The 13,253-nt window shown below is 71.7% G+C and carries 10 protein-coding genes; 8 read left to right on the top strand and 2 right to left on the bottom strand.

Going from position 1 to position 13,253, the window contains the following annotated elements; translation table 11 throughout:
* Positions 1-92 precede the first annotated feature (92 nt).
* The 8 genes from ACZ7L0_RS24845 to ACZ7L0_RS24880 all read left to right on the top strand — a co-directional run bounded on the left by ACZ7L0_RS24845 (position 93) and on the right by ACZ7L0_RS24880 (position 11,200).
* Positions 93-1,544 (top strand): ubiquitin-like domain-containing protein, encoded by a 1,452-nt coding sequence (locus ACZ7L0_RS24845; RefSeq protein ID WP_471244733.1) that lies wholly within the window; start codon positions 93-95, stop codon positions 1,542-1,544.
* Positions 1,545-1,598: 54 nt separating this feature from the next.
* Positions 1,599-2,468 carry a 16S rRNA (adenine(1518)-N(6)/adenine(1519)-N(6))-dimethyltransferase RsmA gene (gene rsmA, locus ACZ7L0_RS24850; RefSeq protein WP_471244734.1) on the top strand — a complete coding sequence of 290 codons (870 nt, stop codon included), beginning with the start codon at positions 1,599-1,601 and terminating at the stop codon, positions 2,466-2,468.
* Positions 2,465-3,376 carry a 4-(cytidine 5'-diphospho)-2-C-methyl-D-erythritol kinase gene (locus ACZ7L0_RS24855; protein ID WP_471244735.1) on the top strand — a complete coding sequence of 304 codons (912 nt, stop codon included), beginning with the start codon at positions 2,465-2,467 and terminating at the stop codon, positions 3,374-3,376. The genes rsmA and ACZ7L0_RS24855 overlap by 4 nt, the downstream gene beginning before the upstream one ends.
* A gap of 63 nt (positions 3,377-3,439) precedes the next feature.
* Entirely contained in the window at positions 3,440-4,714 is a 1,275-nt protein-coding gene (locus ACZ7L0_RS24860) for an ankyrin repeat domain-containing protein (RefSeq protein WP_471244736.1), read from the top strand.
* Positions 4,715-4,776: 62 nt separating this feature from the next.
* On the top strand, positions 4,777-6,585 hold the full coding sequence (locus ACZ7L0_RS24865) for an ABC-F family ATP-binding cassette domain-containing protein (protein WP_471244737.1): 1,809 nt from the start codon (positions 4,777-4,779) through the stop codon (positions 6,583-6,585).
* A 215-nt stretch (positions 6,586-6,800) separates the two neighbouring features.
* Positions 6,801-8,492: an outer membrane protein assembly factor BamB family protein gene (locus ACZ7L0_RS24870; RefSeq protein ID WP_471244738.1), complete on the top strand. Its 1,692-nt coding sequence runs from the start codon at positions 6,801-6,803 to the stop codon at positions 8,490-8,492.
* Positions 8,493-8,571: 79 nt separating this feature from the next.
* Positions 8,572-10,365 (top strand): outer membrane protein assembly factor BamB family protein, encoded by a 1,794-nt coding sequence (locus tag ACZ7L0_RS24875; protein ID WP_471244739.1) that lies wholly within the window; start codon positions 8,572-8,574, stop codon positions 10,363-10,365.
* A 160-nt stretch (positions 10,366-10,525) separates the two neighbouring features.
* Positions 10,526-11,200, top strand: coding sequence for a helix-turn-helix transcriptional regulator (locus ACZ7L0_RS24880; protein ID WP_471244740.1), 675 nt, complete (start codon positions 10,526-10,528; stop codon positions 11,198-11,200).
* Between the two features lie 18 nt (positions 11,201-11,218).
* Here the strand turns inward: ACZ7L0_RS24880 and ACZ7L0_RS24885 are convergent, their stop codons facing one another.
* Together ACZ7L0_RS24885 and ACZ7L0_RS24890 are read right to left on the bottom strand one after the other, a co-directional pair.
* A complete protein-coding gene (locus tag ACZ7L0_RS24885; RefSeq protein ID WP_471244741.1) occupies positions 11,219-11,542 on the bottom strand; it encodes a hypothetical protein in 324 nt (107 codons plus the stop codon).
* Between the two features lie 21 nt (positions 11,543-11,563).
* A complete protein-coding gene (locus tag ACZ7L0_RS24890; protein WP_471244742.1) occupies positions 11,564-13,243 on the bottom strand; it encodes a sodium:solute symporter family protein in 1,680 nt (559 codons plus the stop codon).
* Positions 13,244-13,253: the final 10 nt, after the last annotated feature.

The following is a 13,253-nucleotide window of genomic DNA, read 5'->3' on the forward strand; positions in this document are numbered from 1 at the left end:
GACAGTCCGTGGTCGCGTCGCTTTGGAGAGTGACGAACGCTCCGCTAGGTTCTGGGGGCCCGATCCGGACCCCTCCCCTGGAGCGTGTCGGCGTGAGCGATTCGCAGTACGAGACGTATGGCTCGTACGAGACCTACAAGCCGTACGAGCCGTACGAGCCGTACACGTCGTACGGGCCTTACGCGTCGTACGAGCCCTACGCGCCGTACGCGTCGTACGAGCCGTGCGGCTACGACGCCCCCGCGCACAGTGCGCAGACGGGGCCGTACGCCGGGTACGAGGACACCTACCGGCCCGCCTACGAGGCCGAGGCGCACTTCGTCGCCGAGCCGGTGTCGCTGCCGCGGCAGATGGCGAGCGCGCCCGACGAGGGGGCGCCCGAGCCCGGCGCACGCGCCGAGGCGGCAAGGCACGGCGCGCGGCGGCGCAGGGCGCGCTACACCGAGCGCCCGGAGTCGGCCGTGCGCCGGCTGCTGCCGCAGGCGCTGGTCGTCGCGTTCCTCGCCGGCGGCACCACCGCGTTCGTCGCCGAGGACAAGGCGATCGAGCTGAGCGTCGACGGCAAGCCGCGCACGCTGCACACCTTCGCCGACGACGTGACGGAGCTGCTGGCCGAGGAGGGCGTGGCGGTGGACGCGCACGACTCGGTGGCACCCGCCCCCGGCACGGCACTGGCCAGCGGCGACGAGGTCACGGTGCACTACGGGCGCCCGGTACGGCTCACGCTCGACGGTCACCGGCGCGAGGTGTGGACGACGGCGCACACGGTGGACGGGGCACTCCGGCAGCTGGGGGTGCGTGCGGAGGGCGCGTACCTGTCCACCTCGCGCTCCCAGCGCATCGGGCGCGCCGGGCTCGCGCTCGACGTGCGCACCGAGCGCGCGGTCACGGTCATGGCGGACGGCCGGGCCCGCACCATCCGCACCAACGCGGCGACCGTGCAGGAGGCGGTGGCGGAGGCCGGGATCACCCTGAGCGGCCAGGACACCACCTCGGTCCCGCCCGCCAGCTTCCCGCGCGACGGGCAGACGGTGACCGTGCTGCGGGTCACCGACACCAAGGAGGTCCGCGAGGAGGCGATCGACTTCGACGTGCGGCGGACGGACGACCCCTCGCTGTTCAAGGGCACGGAGGTCGTCGAACAAGCCGGACAGCCGGGGGTGCGGCGGATCACGTACCGGGTGCGGGCCGTCAACGGGGTCCGGCAGGAGCCGCGCCGCGAGAAGTCCGAGGTGGTGCGGGAGCCGCAGCCGCAGGTGGTGAAGGTGGGCACCAAGCCGCTGCCCGCCTCCGTGCAGGGTGCCGACGACCTCGACTGGGACGCGCTGGCGGCCTGCGAGTCCGGGGGACGGCCCGGAGCGGTCGACCCCTCCGGCACGTACGGCGGCCTCTACCAGTTCGACACCCACACCTGGCACAGCCTCGGCGGCACGGGCCGCCCCCAGGACGCCCCGGCGGCCGAGCAGACGTACCGGGCGAAGAAGCTGTACACCCGGCGGGGGGCGAGCCCCTGGCCGCACTGCGGGGGGCGGTTGAAGGGATAGGCCGGGCTGGACCGCCCGGCGTGGGCCGTACCCGGCGCCCCGTACCCTTGTCCCGTGAGCAGCCCCAGCCCAGACGCCCTCCTCGGTCCCGCCGACATCCGTGAGCTCGCGGCAGCGCTGGGCGTGCGCCCCACCAAACAGCGCGGCCAGAACTTCGTGATCGACGCGAACACGGTCCGCCGTATCGTCCGCACCGCCGAGGTCCGCCCCGAGGACGTGGTCGTCGAGGTCGGCCCGGGGCTCGGCTCCCTCACCCTGGCCCTGCTGGAGGTCGCCGACCGCGTCACCGCCGTCGAGATCGACGACGTCCTCGCCGCCGCGCTGCCCGCGACCATCGCGGCCCGGATGCCCGGACGCGCGGAGCGGTTCGCGCTGGTCCACTCCGACGCGATGCACGTCGCCGAGCTGCCGGGCCCCGCCCCGACCGCGCTGGTGGCGAACCTGCCGTACAACGTGGCCGTGCCGGTGCTGCTGCACATGCTCGACACCTTCCCGACCATCGAGCGCACCCTCGTGATGGTGCAGTCCGAGGTCGCCGACCGGCTCGCCGCGCCGCCCGGCTCGAAGGTGTACGGCGTGCCGTCCGTGAAGGCCAACTGGTACGCCGAGGTGAAGCGGGCCGGGGCCATCGGGCGCACCGTCTTCTGGCCCGCCCCCAACGTCGACAGCGGGCTGGTCTCGCTGGTCCGCCGCACCGAACCGGTCAAGACCACGGCGTCGAAGGCGGAGGTCTTCGCGGTGGTCGACGCGGCGTTCGCGCAGCGCCGCAAGACCCTGCGGGCGGCGCTCGCCGGATGGGCCGGGTCGGCGGCGGCGGCCGAGGCGGCCCTGGTCGCGGCCGGTGTCTCCCCGCAGGCGCGGGGGGAGTCCCTGACGGTGGAGGAGTTCGCGCGGATCGCGGAACACAGGGAGAACGGCAAGTGAGCGTCACGGTACGCGTCCCCGCCAAGGTCAACGTACAGCTCGCGGTGGGCGCCGCCCGCCCCGACGGCTTCCACGACCTGGCCAACGTCTTCCTCGCGGTCGGCCTGTACGACGAGGTCACGGTCACCCCGGCCGACGAGCTGCGCGTCACCTGCGCCGGGCCGGACGCCGAGCAGGTCCCCCTGGACCGGACGAACCTCGCCGCGCGTGCCGCCCTCGCGCTCGCCGAACGCCGGGGCGTCGAGCCCGCCGTGCACATCCACATCGCCAAGGACATCCCGGTCGCCGGCGGCATGGCGGGCGGCAGCGCGGACGGCGCGGGCGCGCTCCTCGCGTGCGACGCGCTGTGGGAGGCGGGCGCCTCCCGCGCCGAACTCCTCGCGATCTGCGCCGAGCTGGGCAGCGACGTGCCGTTCAGTCTGGTGGGCGGGGCGGCGCTGGGCACCGGGCGCGGTGAGCGGCTCACGGCGCTGGAGGTCGGCGGCACCTTCCACTGGGTGTTCGCGATGGCCGGGCGCGGGCTGTCGACGCCGGCCGTCTTCCGGGAGTTCGACCGGCTGGCCGAGGACCGCGACATCCCCGAGCCCGTCGCCTCCGACGACCTGCTCGACGCCCTCGCCAAGGGCGATCCCGGCGCGCTCGCCGCCGCCGTCTCCAACGACCTGCAGCCCGCCGCCCTCTCCCTTTTCCCCGAGCTCGCCGACACCCTCGCCGCGGGCCGCACGGCCGGCGCCCTCACCGCGCTGGTCTCCGGCTCGGGCCCCACGACGGCGTTCCTCGTCCGCGACCCGGAGGCGGCGACCGCGGTGGCCGAGGCCCTGCGCGCCTCGGGCACATGCCGGACGGTGCGCGTCGCGACGGCGCCCGCGCCGGGGGCGACGGTGGTGTCACCGGCGACCGTGGCGTAAAACGACCGCCCCGCGCTGCTCGGCACACCTAGGCTTCCCCTTCGCGCACAAAGGGGGAACCGCTTGAGCACCGACGAACTCGTCACCGCCGTACGCCGTGGTGACGCGTACGAGGCCCGCAGGCTGCTGGACACGGCCGATCCCGAGGCCGTCGACCCGGAGACGGGGCTGCCCCTGCTCTGCCTGGCCGTCGCGGCCTACGACGAGGAGACGGTCGAGGCACTGGTGGACGCGGGAGCCGATCCGCTCCGGCCGCTGCCGGACGGCTCCACCCCACTGCTGCGGGCCGTCGACGGCGGTTCGGCGGAGATGGTGGACGAACTCCTGTGCGACCCCGCCCGGATCCCCGCACCCATGCGCGCCGAACTGCTGGCGCGCGCCCGGCACTGGGCCGAGACCGGGGTGGAGGCCGAACTACGGCACCGCATCGGGGAGAGCGGGCCGGTGCGCCGCGAGGTGGTCACGGACCGCCGGGAGTACGCGTGGTACACCCAGGTCACTCTCGGCGGACTGACCGCGCGCGACGGGCACCACGGGATCCTCACCGTCCTGGAGGACGGCTTCGGGGTGCCGGCGCCGTTCGACGAGGTGCTCGCGCGGGCGCTGGCCCGGGGTGACGGGGACCACGCGGTGTGGGGGCACGCCACTCTCGTCCTGGCCCGGCGCCAGAGCGAGGAGACCTGGCAGAGCGCCGTGGCGCTCAGCCGCCACCCCGACCGCCTGCACCGGCTCTTCGCCGCCCAGATACTGCTCTTCCTCGCCATCGGCACGGGCCTGGAGGCCTCGCCCTTCGACGGACGCGGCGCCGCGATCCTCCTGCCCTGGGCCCGCGAGGAGCGCGACCCGCAGGTGCTGAGAGCCGTGCTCAACGCGCTCACCGAGGACGCGCAGGGCCCCGAGATCGAGGCGCTCGGGCTGTCGTACCTCGCCCATCCCGACGCCGGGGTGCGCGGCATGGTGCACCACACCCTGGAACGGTCGGCGGACCGGCCCCATCTGCTGGTCCGGCCCGAGAGCCTCGCCGCGGTGCTCACCCTGGCCCGCGACCCGGACCCGAACGTCCGGGGCAAGGCGGGCTGCTGGCTCGCCGAGTACCCGGGACGCGAACCCGCCGTCGCCGACGCGCTCGCCGGGCTGGTACGGGAGGAGAACCAGCTCGTCCGCATCCATGCCGTCTACGGCCTGGCCGAACGCGACGACCCGCGCTGCGTGGAGGGCAGAAGGCACATCGGGCCGGTCGACTGGAAGCCGGGGACGGACACCTGGATGCTGGACGCGACGGACCGGTATCTGAGGCGCCGGGCCGAGGCGTCGGGGGCCGCCTCCGCCGCGCATTAGGCTGGGAGGCTGACCCACGCGGCGGAGCCGCATGCCGATACAGTCCCGCCCGCAGGAGTGAAATGGCCGTCAATCTGGTCAATGTCGAGAACGTCAGCAAGGTGTACGGCACCCGTGCGCTGCTGGACGGTGTCTCGCTCGGCGTGTCCGAAGGGGACCGGATCGGGGTCGTCGGGCGCAACGGCGACGGCAAGACCACCCTGATCCGGATGCTCGCCAAGGTGGAGGAGTCCGACAGCGGCCGGGTCACGCACTCCGGCGGGCTGCGCCTGGGGGTGCTCACCCAGCACGACTCCCTCGACCCCGCGGCCACCGTGCGGCACGAGGTCATCGGCGACATGGCGGACCACGAGTGGGCCGGGAACGCCAAGGTCAGGGACGTACTGACGGGGCTGTTCGGCGGGCTCGACCTGCCGGGCTTCCCGAAGGGGCTCGACACCGTCATCGGGCCGCTGTCCGGTGGCGAGCGGCGGCGGATCGCGCTGGCCAAGCTGCTCATCGAGGAACAGGACCTGATCGTCCTCGACGAGCCCACCAACCACCTCGACGTCGAGGGCATCTCCTGGCTGGCCCGGCACCTGCGGGAGCGGCGCTCCGCGCTGGTGTGCGTCACCCACGACCGCTGGTTCCTCGACCAGGTGTGCACCCGCATGTGGGACGTCCAGCGCGGAACCGTGTACGAGTACGAGGGCGGCTACTCCGACTACGTCTTCGCGCGCGCCGAGCGCGAGCGCATCGCCGCCACCGAGGAGACCAAGCGGCAGAACCTGGTCCGCAAGGAGCTGGCCTGGCTGCGGCGCGGCGCGCCCGCGCGTACGTCCAAGCCGCGCTTCCGCGTGGAGGCCGCCAACGAGCTCATCGCGGACGTGCCGCCGCCCCGGGACAGCAGCGAGCTGATGAAGTTCGCCTCCTCCCGGCTCGGCAAGACCGTCTTCGACCTGGAGGACATCACCGTCCAGGCCGGGCCCAAGGTGCTGCTCAAGCACGTCACCTGGCAGCTCGGCCCGGGCGACCGCATCGGCCTGGTCGGCGTCAACGGCGCCGGGAAGACCTCCCTGCTGCGGGCCATGGCCGACGCGGCGCGGACGGAGGGCGAGGCGCAGCCGGTGGGCGGGCGGATCGCCGTCGGCAGGACGGTCAAGCTCGCCTACCTCTCCCAGGAGGTCGGCGAACTCGACCCGAACCTCAGGGTCCTGGAGGCCGTGCAGCGGGTGCGCGAGCGCGTCGACCTCGGCAAGGGGCGCGAGATGACCGCCGGGCAGCTGTGCGAGACGTTCGGCTTCAACAAGGAGAAGCAGTGGACGCCGGTCGGCGACCTGTCGGGTGGTGAGCGGCGCCGGCTGCAGCTGCTGCGGCTGCTCATGGACGAGCCCAACGTCCTCTTCCTGGACGAGCCCACCAACGACCTGGACATCGAGACCCTCACCCAGCTCGAGGACGTCCTCGACGGCTGGCCCGGCTCGATGATCGTCATCTCCCACGACCGGTTCTTCGTCGAGCGCACCACCGACCGGGTCTACGCCCTCCTCGGCGACGCCACCCTGCGGATGCTGCCGCGCGGCATCGACGAGTACCTGGAGCGGCGGCAGCGCATGGAGGAGGCGGTCGCCGCCTCCACCGCCGCGGCGGCACCGAAGGCCGCCGCCCCGGAGAAGAGCGCCGCCGACCAGCGCGCCGCCAAGAAGGAACTCCAGAAGATCGAGCGGCAGTTGGACCGCGTCTCCGAGAAGGAGGCCAAGCTGCACGCCCAAATCGCCGACAACGCCACCGACTTCGCCAAGGTCGCCGAACTCGACACCCAACTGCGGGACTTGGCCGGGGAGCGGGAGGAACTGGAGCTGCGCTGGCTGGAACTCGCCGAGGACGCGTAAGCGGGGCGCGCGCCGCGTGAAGAGGGCGTGAAGGCGCGTAACGACGGCATCACGGGCCGGTCCTCCCTTGGGAACAGGGGTTGGTCCGGCCCGGTGTGCTGTCGGACCCGAGTGATAGAAAGAGCGGTCCGAGAACAGTCTGAGTACGACCTTTGGATCCGTGAAGGAACCTCGGGGCGTGGCTAAAAATCAGTGAACGAGGGGGAGACGCGCTGATGACCCAGCCGCCCGACCAGCCGCCGCAGCAAGGGGGCTTCGGCCCACCGCAGCCCCAGCCCCAGCCGGGATACGGCTACCCGCAGCAGAGCGGACCCTACGCCCAGCCCGGCCCGTACGCGGCGCCGGGCACCCCCGGCCCGTACGGGCAGCCGCAGCAGCCGGGGCCGTACGGGCAGCAGCCCGGGTACGGCTACCCGCAGCAGCCGCAGTACCCCGGCGCGCCCGGTACCCCGCCGCCCGGCGGTCCGCGCGGCCCCTTCAAGGGGAAGCCCGCGCTGGTCATCGGGGCCGCGGTGGCGGCGCTGCTGGTCATCGGCGGCACCGTGTACGCGGTCACCAGCGGCGGCGACGACGGCAAGAAGCCGGTCGCCCACCAGAGCGACGACGCCAAGCCCTCGGGGTCCTCCACCACCGACGCCCCCGTCAACCCCGGTGACGGCAGCGGTGACGGCGACTCGGACCAGGAGGACCTCAACGCGGGCCGCGCGCCCGGGGAGGCCAAGGTGCTCTGGTACAAGACGGCGCCGGACGCGCCCGGTTCCGGCGCGGACGCACCCGGTATGTGGATCACCGGCAAGACGGCGGTGAAGGCGGCGTACAAGCAGGTGTTCGGCTACGGGGTGGGTGACGGAAAGCCCGCCTGGGCCCCCATCACCTTCCCGCAGAAGATCTGCGCGGCCACCCCGCGCAAGTCGGCCGACGACAAGATCGTCGTCGCGTACATGAGCGGCACCAGCGACCGCGCCAAGTGCAACCAGCTCCAGCAGATCGACCTGAACACGGGCGACAAGGGCTGGAGCGGCACGGTCGCCGACGGCGGGCTGTTCGACAGCGCGCTCAACGTCGAACTGACCATCAGCGGCAAGACGCTGATGGTGGGCCGCTCGCAGTCCGGCACGGCGTACGACCTCGGCAGCGGCAAGAAGCTGTACGACAAGAAGAAGTACGGCACCGACTGCTTCCCGACCGCGTTCGCGGGCGGCACCGGCCGGCTGATCTCCGTCGCCTCCTGCGACGCCACCGGCAGCAACGAGCACGACGAGATCCAGTCGCTCGACCCGGCCACCGGCAAGGTCAAGTGGACCCAGAAGGTCAAGAAGGGCTGGACGGTCGCGCGGACCTACTCCGTCGACCCGCTGGTGGTCTACCTGACCAACGAGGACAAGAAGGTCTGGAACATCTCCACCTTCACCGCCTCCGGCAGCTTCCGCTCCGAGGTCAAGGTCGACGAGAAGTTCGCCCCGCAGTGCGGCTGGACCATCCTCGAACGCGACCTCCAGGGCTGCCAGGGCGTGGCGGCCGACGCGGACACCCTCTACCTGCCCACCGACACCAGCAGCGGCGCCAACGAGATCGTCGCGATCAGCCTCGCCACCGGCAAGGCCAAGTGGCGGGTGAAGTCCCCGACGGACGAGTCGATGACTCCGGTCAAGGTCGAGGGCGGCAAGCTCGTCGCCTATGTGCACCCGTCGTACGACACGGGCGGCCAGGTCGTGTCCGTCCCGACCGGCGGTTCGAGCCACAAGGCCACCAAGCTGCTGCAGCACCCCAGCGGCACCGCGGAGATCGAGGACGGCTTCTACGACGGCGCCGTCGACTGGGTCGACGGGCGGTTCTACATCTCCTCCACCCGGCTGACCGGGAACGACGACGCGAAGGAGAAGCTGATGCTCGCCTTCGGCGAGTGAGACCGGTTCCCTCTCGTCGCCTTCGTCCCGCCTCCCCGCCCCTCCGTCTTCCCGAGCCTTCTGCCGAGGTACACCAGCCATGACCCAGCCGCCGCCTCCGCCGCCCCACCAGCCCCCGCAGCAGGGCGGCTTCGGTCCGCCGCAGCCGCCGCAGCCGCCGCAGACCCCGCCGCCCCCGCAGGCACCCCCGCAGCCCCCGGCCCAGCAGCCGCAGCCCGGTTACGGCTACCCCCAGGCGCCCCAGGCGCCCCAGCCTCCACAGCCGCCGCAGGGCTACGGCTACCCCGGCCAGCAGCCGAACCCGTACGCCCAGCCGCAGGCCCCGTACGGCCAGCCGCCCACCGCGTACGGCCAGCCCGGCTACGGCTACCCCGGCCAGCCGACCATGCCGATGCAGCCGCAGCCCGGGCAGCCGGGTGGCGGCGGGCGCAAGCCGAACAGCTCGCTCGTCATCATCGTCTCGGCGCTGGTCGCGGTCGCCCTGATCATCGGCGGCGGCGTCTGGTACTCCAAGTCCTCCTCCGGCGACGACAAGAAGAAGGACACCGCGAGCAGCAGCGGCGGCACCGGCGGTAGCGAGGACAAGGGCGGCACCGGCGGCACGTCCTCCGGCGGCGAGGAGAAGGTGCCCGCCGACACCGCCTCCGAGCTCCTCTTCGACGTCCCGCTGCCCAAGGCCGACGACACGGTCGTCACCGCGGGCTCCTGGCTCACCGACAAGGTGTACGCCAAGAGCGGCATCGCGCAGATCACCGGCTACGACCCCGACGACGGCGGCAAGGTCTGGACGATCAAGCTGCCCGGCCCGGTCTGCGCCGCCACCGAACACGTCACCTCCGACGGGAAGACGGCGGTCACCTTCCAGCCGAGGATGCCCAAGAAGAACTCCTCCGAGGGATGCAGCCAGGTCGCCGCGATCGACCTCGACGCGGGCAAGAAGCTGTGGACGAAGTCGGTCGACTCCGGTGACTACCCGATCAGCTTCGAGAATGTGACGGTCGCGCAGAACACCGTCGCGGTCGGCAGCACCAGCGGCGGCGCCGCCTTCGACATCACCTCCGGCAAGGTGCTGTGGCAGCCCAAGGCGGCCGACACCTGCTACGACGCCGGGTACGGCGGCGGCGAGAAGCTGGTCGCGGTGCGCAAGTGCGGCGACTACGACAACCGGCAGCTGCACATCCAGACCATCGACCCGAAGTCCGGGAAGGTGATCTCCGAGTACAAGATGGCCGAGGGCATCGACTACGCCAGCGTCGTCTCCACCGACCCGCTGGTGGTCGCCGCCGACGTCGGCGACAGCGCGGGCGACGGCAGCGGTATCTCCGACTACTTCTCCATCGACAACAAGACCGGCAAGCTGCGCACCCGGATCTCCGCACCGGGCGACTCCTACGCCGGCCGCTGCGACGGCATCACCCGCATCGAGTACTGCAAGGAGATCGTCGTCGGCAACGACAGGCTGTACCTGCCGACCGAGGAGCACGACGGCACCGGCGACTACAGCAAGACCAACGAGGTCGTCGCGTTCGACCTCGGCACCGGCAAGCAGACCGGCCAGCGCGCCGTCGCCGGCGACGGCTACACGATCTTCCCGTTGCGCATGGACGGCGGCAACCTGATCGCGTACAAGCACCCGCCGTACGACAAGGGCGGCCAGATCGTCAGCATCGCCGGCGGCTCCTTCAAGCAGACCAAGCTGCTGGAGAACCCGGCCACCGACGCGGTGCACGACGCGGAGACCAGCATGCTGCCGGATTACGCGGAGATCCGGTACGCGCAGGGCCACCTGTACATGTCGGCGATCTACGCACACAAGTCCGACTCCTCCTACGGCAAGGAGTACCTGGTGGTCGCGTTCGGCGCGGGCGGCTGATCACCGATCCGGGCGCTTCTCACCGGTAGGGGCAGCGCGACGTCGAACAAGCGTGTAGCTTCCGGGGGCATGAAGGGCGGGGTGCCGGGGGGCCCTCTGTCCATGTGGACCGTGGGCATCCATAGTGGGGCATCCATGGGGGGGACTGGGGGGTTGCTCTATGGGAGTGCGGCTCATCGTGGTCGACGACCACCGATTGCTCGCGGAGGCGCTGGCCTCGGCGCTCAAGCTGCGGGGGCACCGGGTGCTCGCGGCGGCGGCGCCGGCCGCGGGCGCGGCGGACCTGGTGATCAGCCGGGCGCCGGAGGTGTGCCTGCTGGGCACGGCGGCGCCGGCCGAGCCGGGGATCTTCGACCCGGTGGTGAAGATCAAGCGGGAGCGCCCGCAGGTGGCGGTGCTGGTCCTCGGGCCGGTGCCGTCGCCGCGCGGGATAGCGGCGGCCTTCGCCGCGGGCGCCTCCGGCTACGTCCGGCACGACGAGCGCATCGAGGGCGTCGAGCGGGCGATCATGAAGGCCAGGGCCGGGGAGGCGGCGGTGGCCCCGCAGCTGTTGCAGGGGGCCTTCGGTGAGCTGCTGAACCCCGCCGCCCAGCCCGACGACGAGGGCCAGCGCCTGCTGCAGATGCTCACCCCGCGCGAGGTCGAGGTCCTGGTCCGCGTCGCCGACGGCGAGGACACCCGGCTGATCGCGGCAGGCATGGGCATCGCCCCCTCGACGGCCCGGACCCACGTCCAGCGCGTCCTGATGAAGCTGGGGGTGGGCTCCCGTCTGGAGGCGGCGGCGCTGGCGGCACGGACCGGGTTGCTGGACCGGGCGGCGACGGGGCCGGAGTGAGGCCCGGGCCCCACGGCCTCACGGCGCCGGTGACTCCTTTTCCTCCGGCAGCGGCGGCACCGGCGGCGGTGTGGGCCGCAGCTTCAGCCAGGCCAGGAAGAAGATCCCCAGCAGCAGCATCCCGATGCCGGTCCACAGGTTGATGTTGATGCCCTGCGCCTTGGCGATCTCGGCGTCGGAGTCGGTGATCCCGGCGATCGTGATGATGATCCCGTACACGACGAACAGGCCGCCGATGATCCGCCGCAGGTCGAAGATCCGCGCGGCGGTCGCGGACTTGTGCTCCAGCTCGGTGACTTCCCGCTGGACGTCTTCCTCGGAATACCCGTGGTACTCGGACATGGTTCCTCCATCCTCCCGCGGTCAGAACGAGAACGGGATGTAGCAGGCGGCGGCCAGGATGACCGCGCCCCAGCCCAGCAGCGCGGGCCTGCGGTACCAGGCCTCGTCCCCGGGCGCGGCCGGCTCGGCCATACCGGGGGAGCGGGTGCCGTAGACCAGGCCCTGGAGTTCGTGCTCCGGCTTGGGCGCGGTGAACAGCGACACGGCGACCATGACGACCGCGCCGGCGACGAATCCGGCGATGGCGGAGACGAAGTTGGCTCCCTGGTCGGTGGGGATGCCGATGATGTCCTTCTTGTACAGCACGAAGTAGTTGACCATCGCGGTCACCGTCCCGGCGAGCAGCCCCCAGAAGCCGGACTTCACCGACGCCCGCTTCCAGAACATGCCGACGATGAAGACGACGAACATCGGCACGTTGAAGAAGGAGAACAGCGTCTGGAGGTAGGCCATGATGTTGGAGAACGAGGACGCCAGGAACGCCGTGCCGATGGAGGCGACGACACCGATCGCCGTGATCAGCCGCCCGAAGCCCACGTAGTACGCGTCCGGGCGGTGCCGGACCACGTACCTCCCCCAGATGTCGTTGGTGAACACCGTGTTGAAGGACGAGATGTTGGCCGCCATGCCCGCCATGAAGGCGGCGAGCAGACCGGTCACCGCGATGCCGAGCACGCCGTTGGGCAACAGCTCCTGCATGAGGTACGGGATCGCGTCGTTGTACTGGAGGTCGGAGCCGGAGGTGCCGATGTTCGGCACGAGCGCGGCGGCCACCAGTCCGGGGATCATCACCAGGAAGACGATGAAGACCTTCGGGTACGCGGCGATCAGCGGGGTGCGCTGCGAGGCGGAGAGGTTCTTGGCGGACAGGGCGCGCTGCACCTCGGCGAAGTTCGTCGTCCAGTAGCCGAAGGACAGGACGAAGCCGAGGCCGAGGACGATGGTCAGCCAGTTGGCGCCGAGCGGGTTGGCGTGGCCGATGCCGGTGCCGCCCCACGCGGTGGTGAAGTCGGGGCCGTGCAGCGCGGTGAGCTTGTCGGTCAGGCCGCCCCAGCCGCCGACCCTCTTCAGCCCGAGGACGGAGAGCGGGATGAGGGCCGCCAGGATCACGAAGAACTGGAGTACCTCGTTGTAGATCGCCGAGGACAGGCCGCCGAGGGTGATGTAGGCGAGGACGAAGAAGCCGGCGACCACGATGGCCACCCACTGCGGCCAGCCCAGCAGCGCCTCGACGACGATCGCGAGGGCGTAGAGGTTGACGCCGGAGATCAGGATGGCGGCGAACGCGAACAGGGCCGAGCTGAGCAGGTGAGCCCATTTGTCGAAGCGGAGCAGCAGGAACTCGGGGACCGAGCGGACCTTGCTGCCGTAGTAGAAGGGCATCATCACCAGGCCGAGGAAGACCATGGCCGGGATGGCGCCGATCCAGTACCAGTGGACGGTGTAGGCGCCGTACTGGGCGCTGTTGGCCGCCATACCCAGGATCTCGGTGGCGGCGAGGTTGGCCGAGATGAAGGCGAGGCCCGTGATCCAGGCGGGCAGGGAGCGCCCGGAGAGGAAGAAGTCGAGGCTCGTCTTCACCGACCGGCGGGCGGCGAAGCCGATACCCAGGACCACGACGAAATAGATCGCGAGGATCGTGTAGTCGAGCCAGTTGGTGGGGAGCCGGAGCTCGGCGGCCAGGTATGTGGGGGTTCGCATGCGGCGTTCA

The sequence above is a fragment of the Streptomyces sp. NPDC039424 genome (assembly GCF_055639495.1).

What these genes read in the sequence shown, in the direction of transcription:
- ACZ7L0_RS24870 (WP_471244738.1), top strand. Translation starts at nt 6,801, where the DNA reads ATGACCCAGCCGCCCGACCAGCCGCCGCAGCAAGGGGGCTTCGGCCCA.
- ACZ7L0_RS24885 (WP_471244741.1), bottom strand. Translation starts at nt 11,542, where the DNA reads ATGTCCGAGTACCACGGGTATTCCGAGGAAGACGTCCAGCGGGAAGTC.
- ACZ7L0_RS24865 (WP_471244737.1), top strand. Translation starts at nt 4,777, where the DNA reads ATGGCCGTCAATCTGGTCAATGTCGAGAACGTCAGCAAGGTGTACGGC.
- ACZ7L0_RS24890 (WP_471244742.1), bottom strand. Translation starts at nt 13,243, where the DNA reads ATGCGAACCCCCACATACCTGGCCGCCGAGCTCCGGCTCCCCACCAAC.
- ACZ7L0_RS24875 (WP_471244739.1), top strand. Translation starts at nt 8,572, where the DNA reads ATGACCCAGCCGCCGCCTCCGCCGCCCCACCAGCCCCCGCAGCAGGGC.
- ACZ7L0_RS24880 (WP_471244740.1), top strand. Translation starts at nt 10,526, where the DNA reads ATGGGAGTGCGGCTCATCGTGGTCGACGACCACCGATTGCTCGCGGAG.